15 protein-coding genes are annotated in these 12,466 nt (G+C 40.9%); 2 read left to right on the top strand and 13 right to left on the bottom strand.

All coding sequences use genetic code 11. The features are described from left to right. Positions 1–385: 385 nt before the first annotated feature. The 3 genes from BAE31_RS10735 to BAE31_RS10725 form a co-directional block, all read right to left on the bottom strand. Complete coding sequence (locus BAE31_RS10735; RefSeq protein ID WP_041107001.1) at positions 386–1,159, bottom strand: class I SAM-dependent methyltransferase; 774 nt, start codon at positions 1,157–1,159, stop codon at positions 386–388. A gap of 98 nt (positions 1,160–1,257) precedes the next feature. Then, entirely contained in the window at positions 1,258–2,472 is a 1,215-nt protein-coding gene (gene fdhA / locus BAE31_RS10730) for a formaldehyde dehydrogenase, glutathione-independent (RefSeq protein WP_024423097.1), read from the bottom strand. Between the two features lie 401 nt (positions 2,473–2,873). Next, positions 2,874–3,476, bottom strand: coding sequence for a class I SAM-dependent methyltransferase (locus BAE31_RS10725; RefSeq protein WP_024427897.1), 603 nt, complete (start codon positions 3,474–3,476; stop codon positions 2,874–2,876). A gap of 267 nt (positions 3,477–3,743) precedes the next feature. Between BAE31_RS10725 and BAE31_RS20150 the strand changes: the two genes are divergently transcribed. Continuing rightward, positions 3,744–3,869: a YjcZ family sporulation protein gene (locus tag BAE31_RS20150; protein ID WP_008342643.1), complete on the top strand. Its 126-nt coding sequence runs from the start codon at positions 3,744–3,746 to the stop codon at positions 3,867–3,869. Between the two features lie 43 nt (positions 3,870–3,912). Here the strand turns inward: BAE31_RS20150 and BAE31_RS19685 are convergent, their stop codons facing one another. The 7 genes from BAE31_RS19685 to BAE31_RS10690 form a co-directional block, all read right to left on the bottom strand. Beyond that, on the bottom strand, positions 3,913–4,074 hold the full coding sequence (locus BAE31_RS19685; RefSeq protein ID WP_155267112.1) for a hypothetical protein: 162 nt from the start codon (positions 4,072–4,074) through the stop codon (positions 3,913–3,915). 159 nt (positions 4,075–4,233) lie between these two features. Further along, a complete protein-coding gene (locus BAE31_RS10715; protein WP_065214597.1) occupies positions 4,234–4,368 on the bottom strand; it encodes a YrzI family small protein in 135 nt (44 codons plus the stop codon). 441 nt (positions 4,369–4,809) lie between these two features. Beyond that, complete coding sequence (locus BAE31_RS10710; protein WP_024427896.1) at positions 4,810–5,040, bottom strand: YrhC family protein; 231 nt, start codon at positions 5,038–5,040, stop codon at positions 4,810–4,812. A 72-nt stretch (positions 5,041–5,112) separates the two neighbouring features. Further along, a complete protein-coding gene (locus BAE31_RS10705; protein WP_024423100.1) occupies positions 5,113–6,261 on the bottom strand; it encodes a bifunctional cystathionine gamma-lyase/homocysteine desulfhydrase in 1,149 nt (382 codons plus the stop codon). 1 nt (position 6,262) lies between these two features. Beyond that, positions 6,263–7,186 (bottom strand): PLP-dependent cysteine synthase family protein, encoded by a 924-nt coding sequence (locus BAE31_RS10700; RefSeq protein ID WP_076840414.1) that lies wholly within the window; start codon positions 7,184–7,186, stop codon positions 6,263–6,265. A 46-nt stretch (positions 7,187–7,232) separates the two neighbouring features. Next, the gene (mtnN, locus tag BAE31_RS10695) at positions 7,233–7,928 is read right to left on the bottom strand and encodes a 5'-methylthioadenosine/S-adenosylhomocysteine nucleosidase (protein WP_024423101.1); all 696 of its coding nucleotides are present in this window, start codon (positions 7,926–7,928) and stop codon (positions 7,233–7,235) included. A 15-nt stretch (positions 7,929–7,943) separates the two neighbouring features. Then, positions 7,944–8,585, bottom strand: a complete 642-nt coding sequence (locus BAE31_RS10690; protein ID WP_076840413.1) for a class I SAM-dependent DNA methyltransferase — start codon at positions 8,583–8,585, stop codon at positions 7,944–7,946. A gap of 186 nt (positions 8,586–8,771) precedes the next feature. Between BAE31_RS10690 and BAE31_RS10685 the strand changes: the two genes are divergently transcribed. Next, the gene (locus BAE31_RS10685; RefSeq protein WP_024423103.1) at positions 8,772–8,975 is read left to right on the top strand and encodes a YrzA family protein; all 204 of its coding nucleotides are present in this window, start codon (positions 8,772–8,774) and stop codon (positions 8,973–8,975) included. Positions 8,976–9,009: 34 nt separating this feature from the next. Here BAE31_RS10685 and BAE31_RS10680 read toward each other — a convergent pair whose 3' ends face one another. From BAE31_RS10680 to greA, 3 genes are all read right to left on the bottom strand, one after another. After that, complete coding sequence (locus BAE31_RS10680; protein ID WP_034622445.1) at positions 9,010–9,675, bottom strand: YrrS family protein; 666 nt, start codon at positions 9,673–9,675, stop codon at positions 9,010–9,012. A gap of 67 nt (positions 9,676–9,742) precedes the next feature. Beyond that, positions 9,743–11,485, bottom strand: coding sequence for a peptidoglycan D,D-transpeptidase FtsI family protein (locus tag BAE31_RS10675; RefSeq protein ID WP_076840412.1), 1,743 nt, complete (start codon positions 11,483–11,485; stop codon positions 9,743–9,745). Between the two features lie 50 nt (positions 11,486–11,535). Next, positions 11,536–12,009: a transcription elongation factor GreA gene (gene greA, locus BAE31_RS10670; protein ID WP_008358505.1), complete on the bottom strand. Its 474-nt coding sequence runs from the start codon at positions 12,007–12,009 to the stop codon at positions 11,536–11,538. Positions 12,010–12,466: the final 457 nt, after the last annotated feature.

The following is a 12,466-nucleotide window of genomic DNA, read 5'->3' as shown; positions in this document are numbered from 1 at the left end:
CTTATTACTCCATTTCATTGAGAAACCCAACCATTTACCAAGCCAAGTTAGTAGTGGTCGAATGTTAGGTCATGTTAAGTTCACAAGAAATAGTGTAAGGTATGGAGTAACTCTAGAGTAAAGAAAGAAATGAAAAATATATCGAGACTATTTATCATCAAGGACCTTATGAAGAAACCTTAGAAAGTTTCTCTTTCGTTGATATGTATTGTATATTCAATGGAATTCCACAATAAAGAGCCGTCCTATTTATGGAGCGGCTCTTTATTGTTAAACATTTATCGAGAAACCAATACCATTGGCTGCGCCTGTGATGATGAGGGTTTTCCCTTTAAAATGTAGCATATGATTAATTCCTTTCTATGACTGGATGAATGATTTACTTTTACCCTTTCCTGAAAAGAGCAATCCAGTCATCCACCTCTATTGATTCTATTTGATCCTCTGTCATGTTCAATCTATAATATTGCTTTATTTTTTCGTTAGCATCTAACATGTATTTTGTAACGATCTCTTCTTCCTTTAAAGTTTTCGTTGTTCGCTTGACCCATTCTTGAAAAGGGTAACGTTTTTTTCGTTCCATTGATCTTACTTCTTTTATTCCCTCCTTATAAAACAATTCCCGCCATTGTTCTGTAGATAGACAGGACACATGACTTGGGTCTCTTAATCTTTCCAGCTCATTGATAAATAGTGCAAGCTCTTCATCATTTGGCGAAACATTATCAATAAAGAAAAACAGACCATTTGACTTTAATACGCGAGATGCCTCTTTGGCAAACTGTTCAGGGTGCGGGAAATGGTGTGCTGCAATTCGGCATGTGACCATATCAAATGTGCCATCTAAAAAAGGAAGGTTTTCTGCATCCGCTACTACATAAAAAATTTGTGGATACGCTTTTAAATGAAGTGATGTATGAGAAAGCATCTCTTTCGTTAAATCTGTCGCAAATACTTGATTCACATATGGAGCCAATGCTTTTGCGGTATGCCCGCCACCAGTGGCTATATCGAGTACGATCCAGCTTTCTTCTGGAGCTGTCCATTCAACAATTAGATCCAGGTCTGCACCCTTTGCATGAGTTTGACTCGTCACATACTTTTCTGCATTTCTCCCAAATTGTTCTACAACTCTTCTTTTGGCTTGATCTGAATTCATCTGATTCCTCCCCCTTAAAATGGATTTGTATATTCTATGTGATTTTCCACAATAAAGAGCCGTCCCATTTTATTGAGCGGCTCCTTTCATTTAGAAAATTATCGAGAAAGCATCCCGTGCGGGTCAATGACAAATTTCTTCGCCACACCGGAATCAAAGTCACTATATCCTTTAGGGGCTTGATCAAGGTCAATGACGGTCGCATTGACGGCTTTGGCGATCTGTGCTCTGCCGCTTAAAATGGATTTCATTAGACTGCGATGATATTGCATAACAGGGGTTTGACCTGTCACAAAGGTATGAGCTTTCGCCCAGCCAAGTCCAATTCGCACTTTCAGAGAACCGACTTTTGCATCGGCATCCACTGCTCCTGGATCTTCTGTGACATAAAGCCCTGGAATTCCAAGCTTGCCGCCAACTTTGGTAATATCCATAATCGTATTTAAAACAGTTGCTGGTGCTTCTCCCTGGTCTCCATGACCCGAAGCTTCAAAGCCGACACAATCGACGGCACAATCAACTTCTGGCTCCCCTAAAATATTCGTAATTTGTTCACCGATTCGATCATGTTTTCGTAAATTGATCGTCTCACAGCCAAAGCTTCTTGCCTGCTCCAGTCTTTGCTCATTCAGATCTCCAACAATCACAGCAGATGCGCCAAGAAGCTGAGCCGAATGTGCTGCTGCAAGACCTACTGGCCCAGCACCTGCAATATATACGGTCGAACCAGGCTTTACTCCAGCCGTATAAGCACCATGAAAACCTGTGGGGAAAATATCGGAAAGCATCGTGAGATCAAGTATTTTTTCCATCGCTTGATCTTTGTCTGGAAATTTGAGCAGTTGAAAATCTGCATATGGAACCATGACATACTCGGATTGGCCGCCAACCCATCCGCCCATATCTACATATCCATAGGCAGAGCCTGGGCGGTCCGGGTTTACATTTAAGCACACATGGGTTTTTTGTTCCTTACACATGACGCAGCGTCCGCATGCAATATTAAACGGAACGGACACGAGATCTCCTTTTTGAATAAACTCCACATCTCGCCCAACTTCAACGACTTCACCTGTAATTTCATGACCAAGGACAAGTCCTTCAGGTGCAGTCGTACGCCCTCTCACCATGTGCTGATCACTTCCGCAAATATTCGTCGTCACTACTTTTAAAATGACGCCATGCTCACATTTGCGCCCCACATTGGCTTTAGGTACACCCGGGCCGTCTTTTAAGACCAAATCAGGGTATCCAATATCCTCAACTGCTACTTTTCCTGCTCCTTTATAAACGACACCTTTGTTTCCCGACATGATTTCATTCCTCCCTTTTGTTTAAAAATGAAGTCTCTACAATTTTCTCTATTTCTTAAGCAATTTCCTTCTTCAAACAGCACATTATGTGAAAAAGAAGGAGGCACATGTCTATGTGAGAAAGAAAAATGTGTCTTCCAGTGAAATAAAAAAGAAAAAATTGAAAAAAAAGCTAAACTTTTGCAGAACGGTGTCGATATAAGAAATAAGCCAGACAGGTATCCTTAATCGACAAACAAATTCCTTATATATACTATCATTCCTTACACACCTGGCTGGCGCCTATATTACATACAAAAGGCTCTTCTGATGAAGAGCCTTTTTTTATTGCAGGCAAAGAGGCTCCTCTGACGAAGACCCTCTTTTTTGAGTGCTTGTTCATTACCTGGGAAATATTTTCATCATTTTAAGGCTTTGATACAGATGTATGTATCATAGTGATAAACCGAGACCTCTCTAAAGTGATATGCTGAAAACAGGCGGCTGATCTCTTCTTCACTGTACGATGAAAAAGATGTTGACCGTTTTTGTTCGTTGATCAGCTCCTGCTTTTGGAAGGATAAAAATACTTCTCCATCCACTTGAAGTACGCGGTACACTTCCTTCATGACTTGTTCAATATCCTTCAAGTAATAGATCGTCTGCACCGTAAATAATTTATTGAATGATCTGTCTTCAAAAGGTAATTGCTCAGCCTTACCAAGCGTAATGACAGCTTTGTCCTGTTCCGCAAGCTTCTTATGTTTTCTTTTTGCATATTTAATCATATGACGAGAGGCATCCACTCCATATACTTTTCCGCGGTCAAGTTTTTCAGCTACCTTTGATAAGGTGATGCCTCTTCCAGTCCCAATTTCTAAAATTCGGTCATTTTCTTGTATATTTAAGAGTTGAATCGTCCATTCATTGATATTATGATGATTTTTTTCCATATAGCGGGCAACCCACTTTGAGAACAAGCCTTTTGGTTCCCTCATTTGTTTTCCAATCCAGCTTTGAATCAATGTTAACACCTGCTTTTCACCAGTAAATAAACTATTTACAAATTTTCTTACTTTTCATATCGGCTCTCACCTAACAAAAATTAAGACCTAGTCCTAATTTATTTGTCTTTTATAAGACGCTCCTTTTCAGAAAATGTTTCGCAGAAAGTGAAAATTTTTTTAACCCGAATAGGCGTTTTCATTATTTGTGCTCAGATTGATTTCGTTTTCTGCATGAGCTGCATAATTTATAAATGTATCTTGATTAGATAAAGGTGGTGCTAGATTATGGGCTTTGGCGGTTATTCTGGAGGCTACTGCGGTGGCTACGGTGGCGGTTTTGCAGGCGGATTCGCATTGCTTGTTGTACTGTTCATTTTGTTGATCATCATTGGTGCAAGCTGGATTTGCTAACGTAAAAGGAGCAGGAAACGTCATAGTTTCCTGCTCCTTTTCTTTAATACCAATAAGTCCGGTACTGATACATATAACGTCTGAGCATTTCCTCTTGCTCTCTTTGCATGCGGTATGGATTGCCGTATCCGTGCTTTAAGGAATGCGGAATAGATGCATACCCGTGCCCCACAGACGGAAATCTCATATATGGTGACATCGACATTCATTGATCACCTCACAATCACCTTTTACGGTATCATATGTGCAGGTGATCAATGTGGAGCGTGTCTAAACCTGGTCCTTCTCCATCGTATAACAATCAAGCATGGCAAGCATCATAAACATGTCAATCTCCTCCTTTTCACATTTTTCATTTCCTGTTTTAGTTCATATACTTTAGTTGTTTCTGTTTCATTTCTTCATAAATTGTTTCGACTTCTTGTTCGTAAAGAACGGTCTCAATGTCCTTGTATTTCCGCTTGATCGTCAAAGTAATAAAAAATAAATGGATTGTCATATACGCTCACCTCCCTTCAGTTCGCAGCACGCGAAATAGCCCGCAGATCTTCTTTATCAGTTGACCTGCGGGCACACAAAAATGCAGATCAAAAGACAGTGTCTTCCAACCTGCAATGGATGATACGTGTGAAATCCTCGTTTACTTAAACAGTTTTAAAGCGTGCACCGTATAAGGTAAAGGAAGGACACGAACTCTTCCACAGGCTGATGACATGATGAAATTGTTGGTTGAATTGACCACAAGTAGATACGAATAACATATTCTTCAGCCTCCTTTACGTTTTTACTTTGTAAGTATATCCAGCAAGCACCATTTTGTAAACCTGTTTTTAGTCATATAGATGATTTTTGTGTTTTTGACTAAATTTCTACAGTTATTCTTGTCCGATTGTCCAATACAAAAAAAAAGCCTCCTCAGGCAAATGAGGAGGCTTTCGAATTAATCTTCATCTAATTCTTGCAGTTTCTTTTGAAAGAAAATCGCGCGTTTAACACAAACAAAAGCTGCTAATAAGAAAACACAATCTATTCCCAACATCACCATTTTTGGAGATGCTTCGATGTGCTGGTTCGGTAAGATCGTACCAATATATAAAAAGGTGCTGACAGCAAGCAAAATAAAAGCGTACTGCTTGTAATCTGTCACTAAATCACTCCACTTTTTCTTCACTTGTTTCACCTTCCAGTTATCAATGTCTATTCATAGCTTAACATAGTGAGAGAAAGCGAGGAGCATGTAAATCTATCCATTCGCCAGTGCGCTTAGTCCTTGCTTGATATCATGGAGTAAATCATCCACATCTTCAATTCCGACGGAAATTCGAATTAAACCATCTGTGATGCCAAGCTCCTCCCGGCGGTCTTTTGGAATGGACGCATGGGTCATCCGGGCTGGGACAGAAATTAAGCTTTCTACCGCTCCAAGGCTTTCTGCGATTGTAAACAGCTTAAGCTGGCTTAAAAATACATCGACATGCTCTTCTTTTCCAATATCAAAAGAGATCATGCCGCCGAAGCCGGATGCTTGTGTTTTCGCAAGTTCATGTCCAGGGTGAGTATCGAGACCTGGATAATAAACACGTGTGACGGCTGCATGTTGCTTTAAAAACTCAGCGATTTTCTGTGCATTTTGTTGATGTGCTTCCATTCTTAGTCCAAGCGTTTTCATCCCTCTCATGAGAAGCCATGAATCCTGCGGTCCAAGAATTCCGCCTGTCGAGTTTTGAACAAAGTGCAGTTCTTCTCCAAGCTCTTTCGTCGCTGTGACGACAAGCCCGCCTACAACATCACTATGGCCGCCTAAATACTTAGTCGCACTGTGCAAGACAATGTCTGCGCCATATTCAATCGGCTTTTGGAAATACGGTGTGAAAAATGTATTGTCGACAATCATCAAGATGTTGGCTTCCTTTGTCAATTCGCCGATGGCTTTTAGATCCGTCATTTTGAGTAAAGGATTGGTTGGTGATTCAATGTAAACGGCTTTTGTTTCAGGTAAAATGGCTTTTTTCACTGCTTCAGGATCACTTGTGTCAACAAAGGTTGCAGTAATGCCAATACGGTTTAGCACCTTTGTGATGACGCGGTAGGTTCCGCCGTACACGTCATCTGTCAGCACAATATGATCTCCGCTGTTAAACAGCATCATCACAGCCGTAATGGCTGCCATCCCTGAACCAAATGCGTAGCCGCTTGCTCCTCCTTCAAGATCACGAATGACTGTTTCCAGGGCAGTTCTTGTTGGATTTGCTGTTCTGGAGTATTCATACCCCGTATGCTCGCCTGCTTTCGGCTGCTTATAAGTACTTACTTGGTAAATCGGCACAGACACGGCGCCTGTTCTTTCATCACCCGTTGTTCCGCTGTGAATCATCATTGTTTTTGGTTTCATGCTATTTTCCTCCCTCATAAATTCCTTTACTTAAATATCGCTCACTGCTGTCAGGAAAAATGGTGACAATGACTGTCCCAGGTGCTGCTTTCTTTGCTTCCTCTAAAGCGGCAAATAAAGCGGCACCTGAAGAGCTTCCAATGAGAACGCCTTCTTTTTCAGCAGCTTCTTTCACCATTTGGAAAGCATCATCATCACTGACCGTATAAATCTCATCGAATAAAGCAGATTCCATATAATCTGGGATAAATTCAAGGCCAATTCCTTCCGTTCTATGCGGACCCGGGTCCCCTCCATTTAAAATTGATCCTTCAGGCTCCACAACCACTGTTTTTAACGCCTGATGCTGCTCTTTTAAATAGGCGGCACAACCTTGAAAAGTCCCGCCAGATCCTGCACCCGCCACGAATACATCGATATTCCCTTTTAAGTCGGACCATAATTCGGGACCGAGCGTTCTGTAGTAAGTCAATGGATTTACTTGGTTTTTAAATTGTAAAACACAATAGGCATTGTCAAGGCTTGCCTCTAATTCAAGGGCTCGATCAATCGCACCCTTCATGCCTTCTTTTCTCGGCGTATGAATAATCTCTGCACCGAGCGCCTTCATCAGTTGTTGTTTTTCTTGACTAAAATGTTCTGGTACACAAAAAATGGTCTGCAATTGATGCTTTCTTGCACTTAGGGCAAGCCCAATTCCTGTGTTTCCAGCAGTTGCTTCAATAATAGTTCCGCCTGGACGCAGTTTGCCAGATGCTAATGCTTCTCTGATGAGCATGTCACCTAAACGATCCTTAATACTTCCACCTGGATTCATCATCTCAAGCTTTGCATACACCTCAACGCCTTCTGGGACGCCAAATCCTGACAGCTTTAAAAGCGGTGTGCGGCCAATTAATTCAGTAATATCCTTTATGACAGCCATATGATTCCCTTCCTTTGCATGGAAAAGAAGGGGGGAACCCCTTCTTTTATTGTGTTTGCTTTATCATACGCAAGACAAGGTCGGTTGAGTGAATCGCTGCTTGCTCAAGGAATTGATCAAAGGAGATATTGGATTCTTTCCCTGCAATATCCGATAGCGCACGAACGACAACAAATGGCGTACCAAAGAGCTGGCAGACCTGTGCAACGGCTGCGGCTTCCATTTCCACCGCATATAGCTCTGGAAACTTCTCTCTCACAAACGCTACACGATCCGGATCATTCATAAACGAATCTCCTGTTGCAATCGTTCCTTTTGCCACTTGAATATGATCGATCTCTAAAGCAGATTCCTCTGCCAGCTTCACAAGCTTTTCATCTGCAATGAAAGCAGCTGGAAGTCCCGGCACTTGTCCATATTCGTAATCAAAGATGGTCACATCTACATCATGATGTCTCACATCAGTAGAGATGACAATATCACCTACATTTAATGAGTGGTGGAAACCGCCAGCAGATCCTGTATTGATCACATAATCTGGCTGAAAGCGGTCAAGCAGTAATGTTGTGCTGACCGCTGCATTTACTTTTCCAATCCCTGATTTTAATAAAATCACTTCTTTATCTTCATAAACACCTGTTGTAAATTCACACCCAGCGATGTTTTCTTGTGTAGCATTTTTTAGTTGATCTCTTAAAATCGTCACTTCTTCTTCCATTGCACCTATAACTGCGATTTTCAAATCAAAAACATCCTTTCATTCCCTTTTCTTCGCTTCTACGATCCAAACAAAATCATTCATTTGATGAAAGGACGTGCTAAAACCTTCTTCTTCAAAGATTTGCTTTAGCACATCAATGGATGGATAATATTCCGTTTCTAAATCCTCTGCAAGCTGATCGAACCCTTCGGCTCTCGCTTTGTCGATCTGAGCTTGATGTGCTGCTTGATTTTGAAACATTGTATCAGCAAAGACTATTTTACCATCTGAGTGAAGGATGTTGCTATAGGTGTGAATGGCTTGTTTTTTTTCTTCATCCGTTAAATGGTGGAATGCATATGAGCTGACGATCGTATCTGGCTCAAAAGGCGGCGCTGGAAAAGATAAAAAATCCCCATCATGAAATAGATCTGGCAGTCCTTTTTGAAGAGCCGCTTTCTTCATGGCATCTGATGGTTCAACACCAAACACGTTTTTATCAGCTGCAAGGAGCAGCGCTGTTAGATTCCCCGTACCGCTTCCAAACTCAAGAACATCTTGGCCTGAAAGGCAGACAATCTCTTTTAAAATAGCCGGATACCGGCGAAACACTTCTTTATACTGCTCGTCATGACCACTTACCGTGTCGTCATAAGAGTCAGCCCAATGATCAAATAAAGAAAGAAATTCACGTCCCATTTTCTTTCCCTCCACTTTATCTATTTATTCCTATGTGTATAGTATGTTTTATTCCGTCGAACAGTTCCTATCCTACCACAACTTCTGTTTCTTTCCTACTAAAAAATACTGGGAGAGACAGAAAAACATTTGCCCTTCTGAGGGAGAGAGATTAAGATGAATGAAGAGTATAGAGAGGTGAATCAAATGGATTTTCAGCTGGATTTTTTAAAGGATAAAATAGAATTTTTTGAAGCAACATCTTTAAAAGAACTTGAACAAAAGATCCAAAAACAAATTGAACATAATCAGGCGATTCTGCTGACTGTTCATTCTGTCAGTCATCAAACGACTGTGATCGATGAGCGGATTTTGTATACAGCAGTTGTTCATTTTAAAGCAAATGTTTAAACAAAAAAGATAGCAGATATGCTATCTTTTTTGTTTATCTTAATTTTTCAACCTTCACAGGTTTCCAGCCTTTTTCATCTACCCACGTAATTTCCACGCGGTAGCGTTCACCTGTTGATTTATCACGGATGGTTCCTTTTGCATCTTGAGGACCTCCGTTATTTCCTAACCAAAGAACAGTCATTTGATCTTCTGAAATTCCTGTCGCATAGGACATGGCTTTGATCATTTCTTTCCAGTCTTTTGAGCTGGAATCATAGGTTGCTGTATGTGAACCGGATTGCTCTGTTCCTACAGGCTCCCAGTCATCATTTTCGTATGTTTTGTCTACATCACTCGTTTTGCCGCCATCTGTTTCTTTGGCGTCTTTTAACGCATCTTTATTAGGTTTTTCTTCATCATCAGTCTTCTTCTTTTCGTCGTCTTGATCAGATGAATCATCTTTTTTTGCATCTGAATCATCGGATGTGTCTTTCTTTGGATCTTTCACATCTTCTTGTGAGTTTTGTTTATTTTCACTTGTTGCAGGTGCCGTTTTTGATGGCGCATCCGCTACATCAGGATCTTTCGGCTTATTAAAAATTAACAAACTAGATGCGACAACCAAAATAAGCACCACAACGATACCAATTAATATGTTAAGCACCATATTTGCCTTTCTGCGCTTATCACGATGCTCAAATCGAGAATTTCTACTCAAAATCTCTGCACTCCTTTGCCTCTGTTCCCTAAGTCGTTACTATTCTAACATGTCATGAAGGGATGTTCTATGTCTGTTTCTTTTCAATTTCATTGACCTTTTTTACAATATCATAAAACGCATCATTTGTCTTAGCCCGGCCACCTGTCTCATCAAGGTGAACAACAACAAGGGCGTATTTTGGTTTTTCTACCGGAAAGTATCCAGCAAACCACTTATGATAAAGCGGATTCCCCTTTTTGTCTTGACTGCCGGTTTGGGCAGTACCTGATTTTCCCGCTACATCGTATGGCAAATCTTGAAACCTTCTTCCGGTTCCCTTGTCAGAGGTCACCACCTGCCTTAAGAATTTTTGCAGCTTTTGAGCTGTATAGCGGTCTATGCTGCCCCCTTCAGGCCGTTTGTTTTGAAAGGACAGCATCGTTGTTCCGTTTTGATACAGCACTTTTTCTGCGATTTTCACTTCTTTTCGTTCTCCTCCTCTTGCAATCGCAGCCATCATATTCGCGATTTGCAGAGGAGTCGTTTTGACATTTTTTTGTCCTATTGCGGTTTGTGCAATGGCTTTTTTGACATGCTTGTCTCTTTTATCTCCCCACACACTGCCTGTTTCTTCACGATCAAACTGTTTGAAGTGCTGCTTATGATAGACATCCCCTTCCCAGCCAGCTCGATCTATGAGTCCAAGTTTTGCAGCCGTCTTTTCGATGATTTGATCATCTGTTTGAATGAGCCTTTCAGCAAGTGTCGCAAAGGTATAATTGCAGCTCTGCGAGAAACTGTCCGTCAGATTCAGCACTTCCTGTTTTCCTTCAGGCTCTCCATATAAATTCTTTCGACAGTCATACATGGTTTGTGGCTGGTCAAGGTTTTTTTCGATTGCTGCGGCAAGCACAGCCGTTTTAAAGACAGAGCCTGGAGCAATCGCTGTCAGCATGTAATTTCTTGCCTCATGCCGGTTTTTGCTTGTGACATTTGGGGTACTTGCCATTGCCAGTACACTGCTGTTTTCAATGTCGAGCAGAACGGCACCGCCTTTTTCAACGCCTTGGTCTTTGAGCACCTTCTCCATTTCAGCCTGCATGTCTTCATCTATCGTTGTCTGTACCTGAAGTGGATAAAAGGAATGAGCTTCTGCTGTATATTTGACGTCCATACCGAACAAAGGGTTTCCCCTTCCGTCCACATGATATAACAATTTTGTGTCTTGCTCGGGTAATAGAAATTCGTCAAAGGTGCTTTCCAGCCCAAATGTGCCGATTTCAGTACGTATGGAAAGCTCTTTTTTGTCAGGATAACGCTTTCTGAGTAGTTCTGGATTTTCGCTTGTGAAACCTAATGTGTGGAGGGCAAGTCTTTTTTTGTCCTTCTCTTTCATATATACGCCGTACACACCTGAATATTTCATATCATTGATGTCTTTCAGTTTTTTTTTCGTGATGTCATCTTTTAAAATGAGAGGTTTTTTCGTTTCTGTTAACTGTTTTTTGAGTTCATCCTCTTCCATCTCAAGAATAGAGGCGGTTTGCTGTAAGCGTGGAAGATCATATTGCAGGAAAGGAAATAAGATAACCGCAGGCTGTTCTTTTGTAAGAAGTGCTTGGCCGTTTCGATCTAAAAACTCACCGCGCCCGTCTGAAATAACGACTTCTTCAGTTCGCTGTTTGACACTTTCTTGTATTAAATTGATATCAAGCTTTGAAAACGATTCTGTGAAAAACAGCTGAATTTCTGCCAGTCTCATCAGAAGACCGAGCAATAGTATAAAAATAATCGCACCTGTCCATTGAATTCTTCTTTTTTTGCGCATAAAAACACCTCGTCCCTATTGTGGACGAGGTGTTTACCTGATAAACGTGATTATGAAATTTTTACAATTTGGACGAACATTTCTCCGCCCGGTGTTTGAACAGTTACTTTGTCGTCTACTTGTTTACCTAAAAGGCTTTTTGCAATAGGTGAATCGTTTGAAATCTTGCCTTCGAACGGGTCAGCTTCTGCACTTCCCACAATTGTGTAAGACTCTTCTTCCCCGTCTGGTAATTCAACGAATGTCACCGTTTTACCAAGTGAAACCACATTTGAGTTTCCTTCATCTTCGATAATTTTAGCATTACGAATCATATTATCAAGCGTTGTAATACGGCCTTCTACAAACGCCTGCTCTTCTTTAGCAGAATCATACTCCGAGTTTTCAGAGAGGTCTCCAAAACTTCTAGCGATTTTAATACGCTCTACAACCTCTTTACGTTTAACCGTTTTCAAATATTCAAGCTCTTCTTCTAATTTACGTTTTCCTTCTTCTGTCATTGGAAATACTTTCTCTTGTGCCATGAATCATTCACTCCTTCTATTAATACTCATCATACAAACTTTCTGCACGTGAGTGACGACTGAAATATACAAGAATGAGGACATGTTCAGGCCCTCATTCCTTCTGTACCATATTCGTAAAAGTCCATCTTACATGGCGTCCCTTTTAGATGCAACTATTATGCCTTTTATTAGACAGGACCACTCGCAGCGGTCTAAAATCGCACAAACTGTGGAAAGGCACAGGAAGCTCCTGTACCTCGTTCGGCCATTTCGATCATATGTAGAAGAATAGCTTATCCATTCTCCATCTTCCAATACATAATATGGTCAGTGTACGATATGTCTATGCTATATTATTACAAAATTGCATTTTGATCAAGAATTGTTTGAAAATTTGTGATGATTTGTTTGTCGTTTTTTTAATATACTTTTTCAACTTCATTCTTTCGCTATGTGGTAGTGATTTCCCCATCTC

Source organism: Bacillus sp. I-2 (assembly GCF_001974945.1).
In the GTDB taxonomy this organism is placed as follows: Bacteria; Bacillota; Bacilli; order Bacillales; family Bacillaceae; genus Bacillus; species Bacillus safensis.
This window is presented reverse-complemented; position numbering and strand designations above follow the sequence as displayed.

What these genes read in the sequence shown, in the direction of transcription:
- greA (WP_008358505.1), bottom strand. Translation starts at nt 12,009, where the DNA reads ATGGCACAAGAGAAAGTATTTCCAATGACAGAAGAAGGAAAACGTAAA.
- BAE31_RS10715 (WP_065214597.1), bottom strand. Translation starts at nt 4,368, where the DNA reads ATGACAATCCATTTATTTTTTATTACTTTGACGATCAAGCGGAAATAC.
- BAE31_RS20150 (WP_008342643.1), top strand. Translation starts at nt 3,744, where the DNA reads ATGGGCTTTGGCGGTTATTCTGGAGGCTACTGCGGTGGCTACGGTGGC.
- BAE31_RS10675 (WP_076840412.1), bottom strand. Translation starts at nt 11,485, where the DNA reads ATGCGCAAAAAAAGAAGAATTCAATGGACAGGTGCGATTATTTTTATA.
- BAE31_RS10700 (WP_076840414.1), bottom strand. Translation starts at nt 7,186, where the DNA reads ATGGCTGTCATAAAGGATATTACTGAATTAATTGGCCGCACACCGCTT.
- BAE31_RS10690 (WP_076840413.1), bottom strand. Translation starts at nt 8,585, where the DNA reads ATGGGACGTGAATTTCTTTCTTTATTTGATCATTGGGCTGACTCTTAT.
- BAE31_RS10705 (WP_024423100.1), bottom strand. Translation starts at nt 6,261, where the DNA reads ATGAAACCAAAAACAATGATGATTCACAGCGGAACAACGGGTGATGAA.
- BAE31_RS19685 (WP_155267112.1), bottom strand. Translation starts at nt 4,074, where the DNA reads ATGTCGATGTCACCATATATGAGATTTCCGTCTGTGGGGCACGGGTAT.
- BAE31_RS10685 (WP_024423103.1), top strand. Translation starts at nt 8,772, where the DNA reads ATGGATTTTCAGCTGGATTTTTTAAAGGATAAAATAGAATTTTTTGAA.
- BAE31_RS10735 (WP_041107001.1), bottom strand. Translation starts at nt 1,159, where the DNA reads ATGAATTCAGATCAAGCCAAAAGAAGAGTTGTAGAACAATTTGGGAGA.
- fdhA (WP_024423097.1), bottom strand. Translation starts at nt 2,472, where the DNA reads ATGTCGGGAAACAAAGGTGTCGTTTATAAAGGAGCAGGAAAAGTAGCA.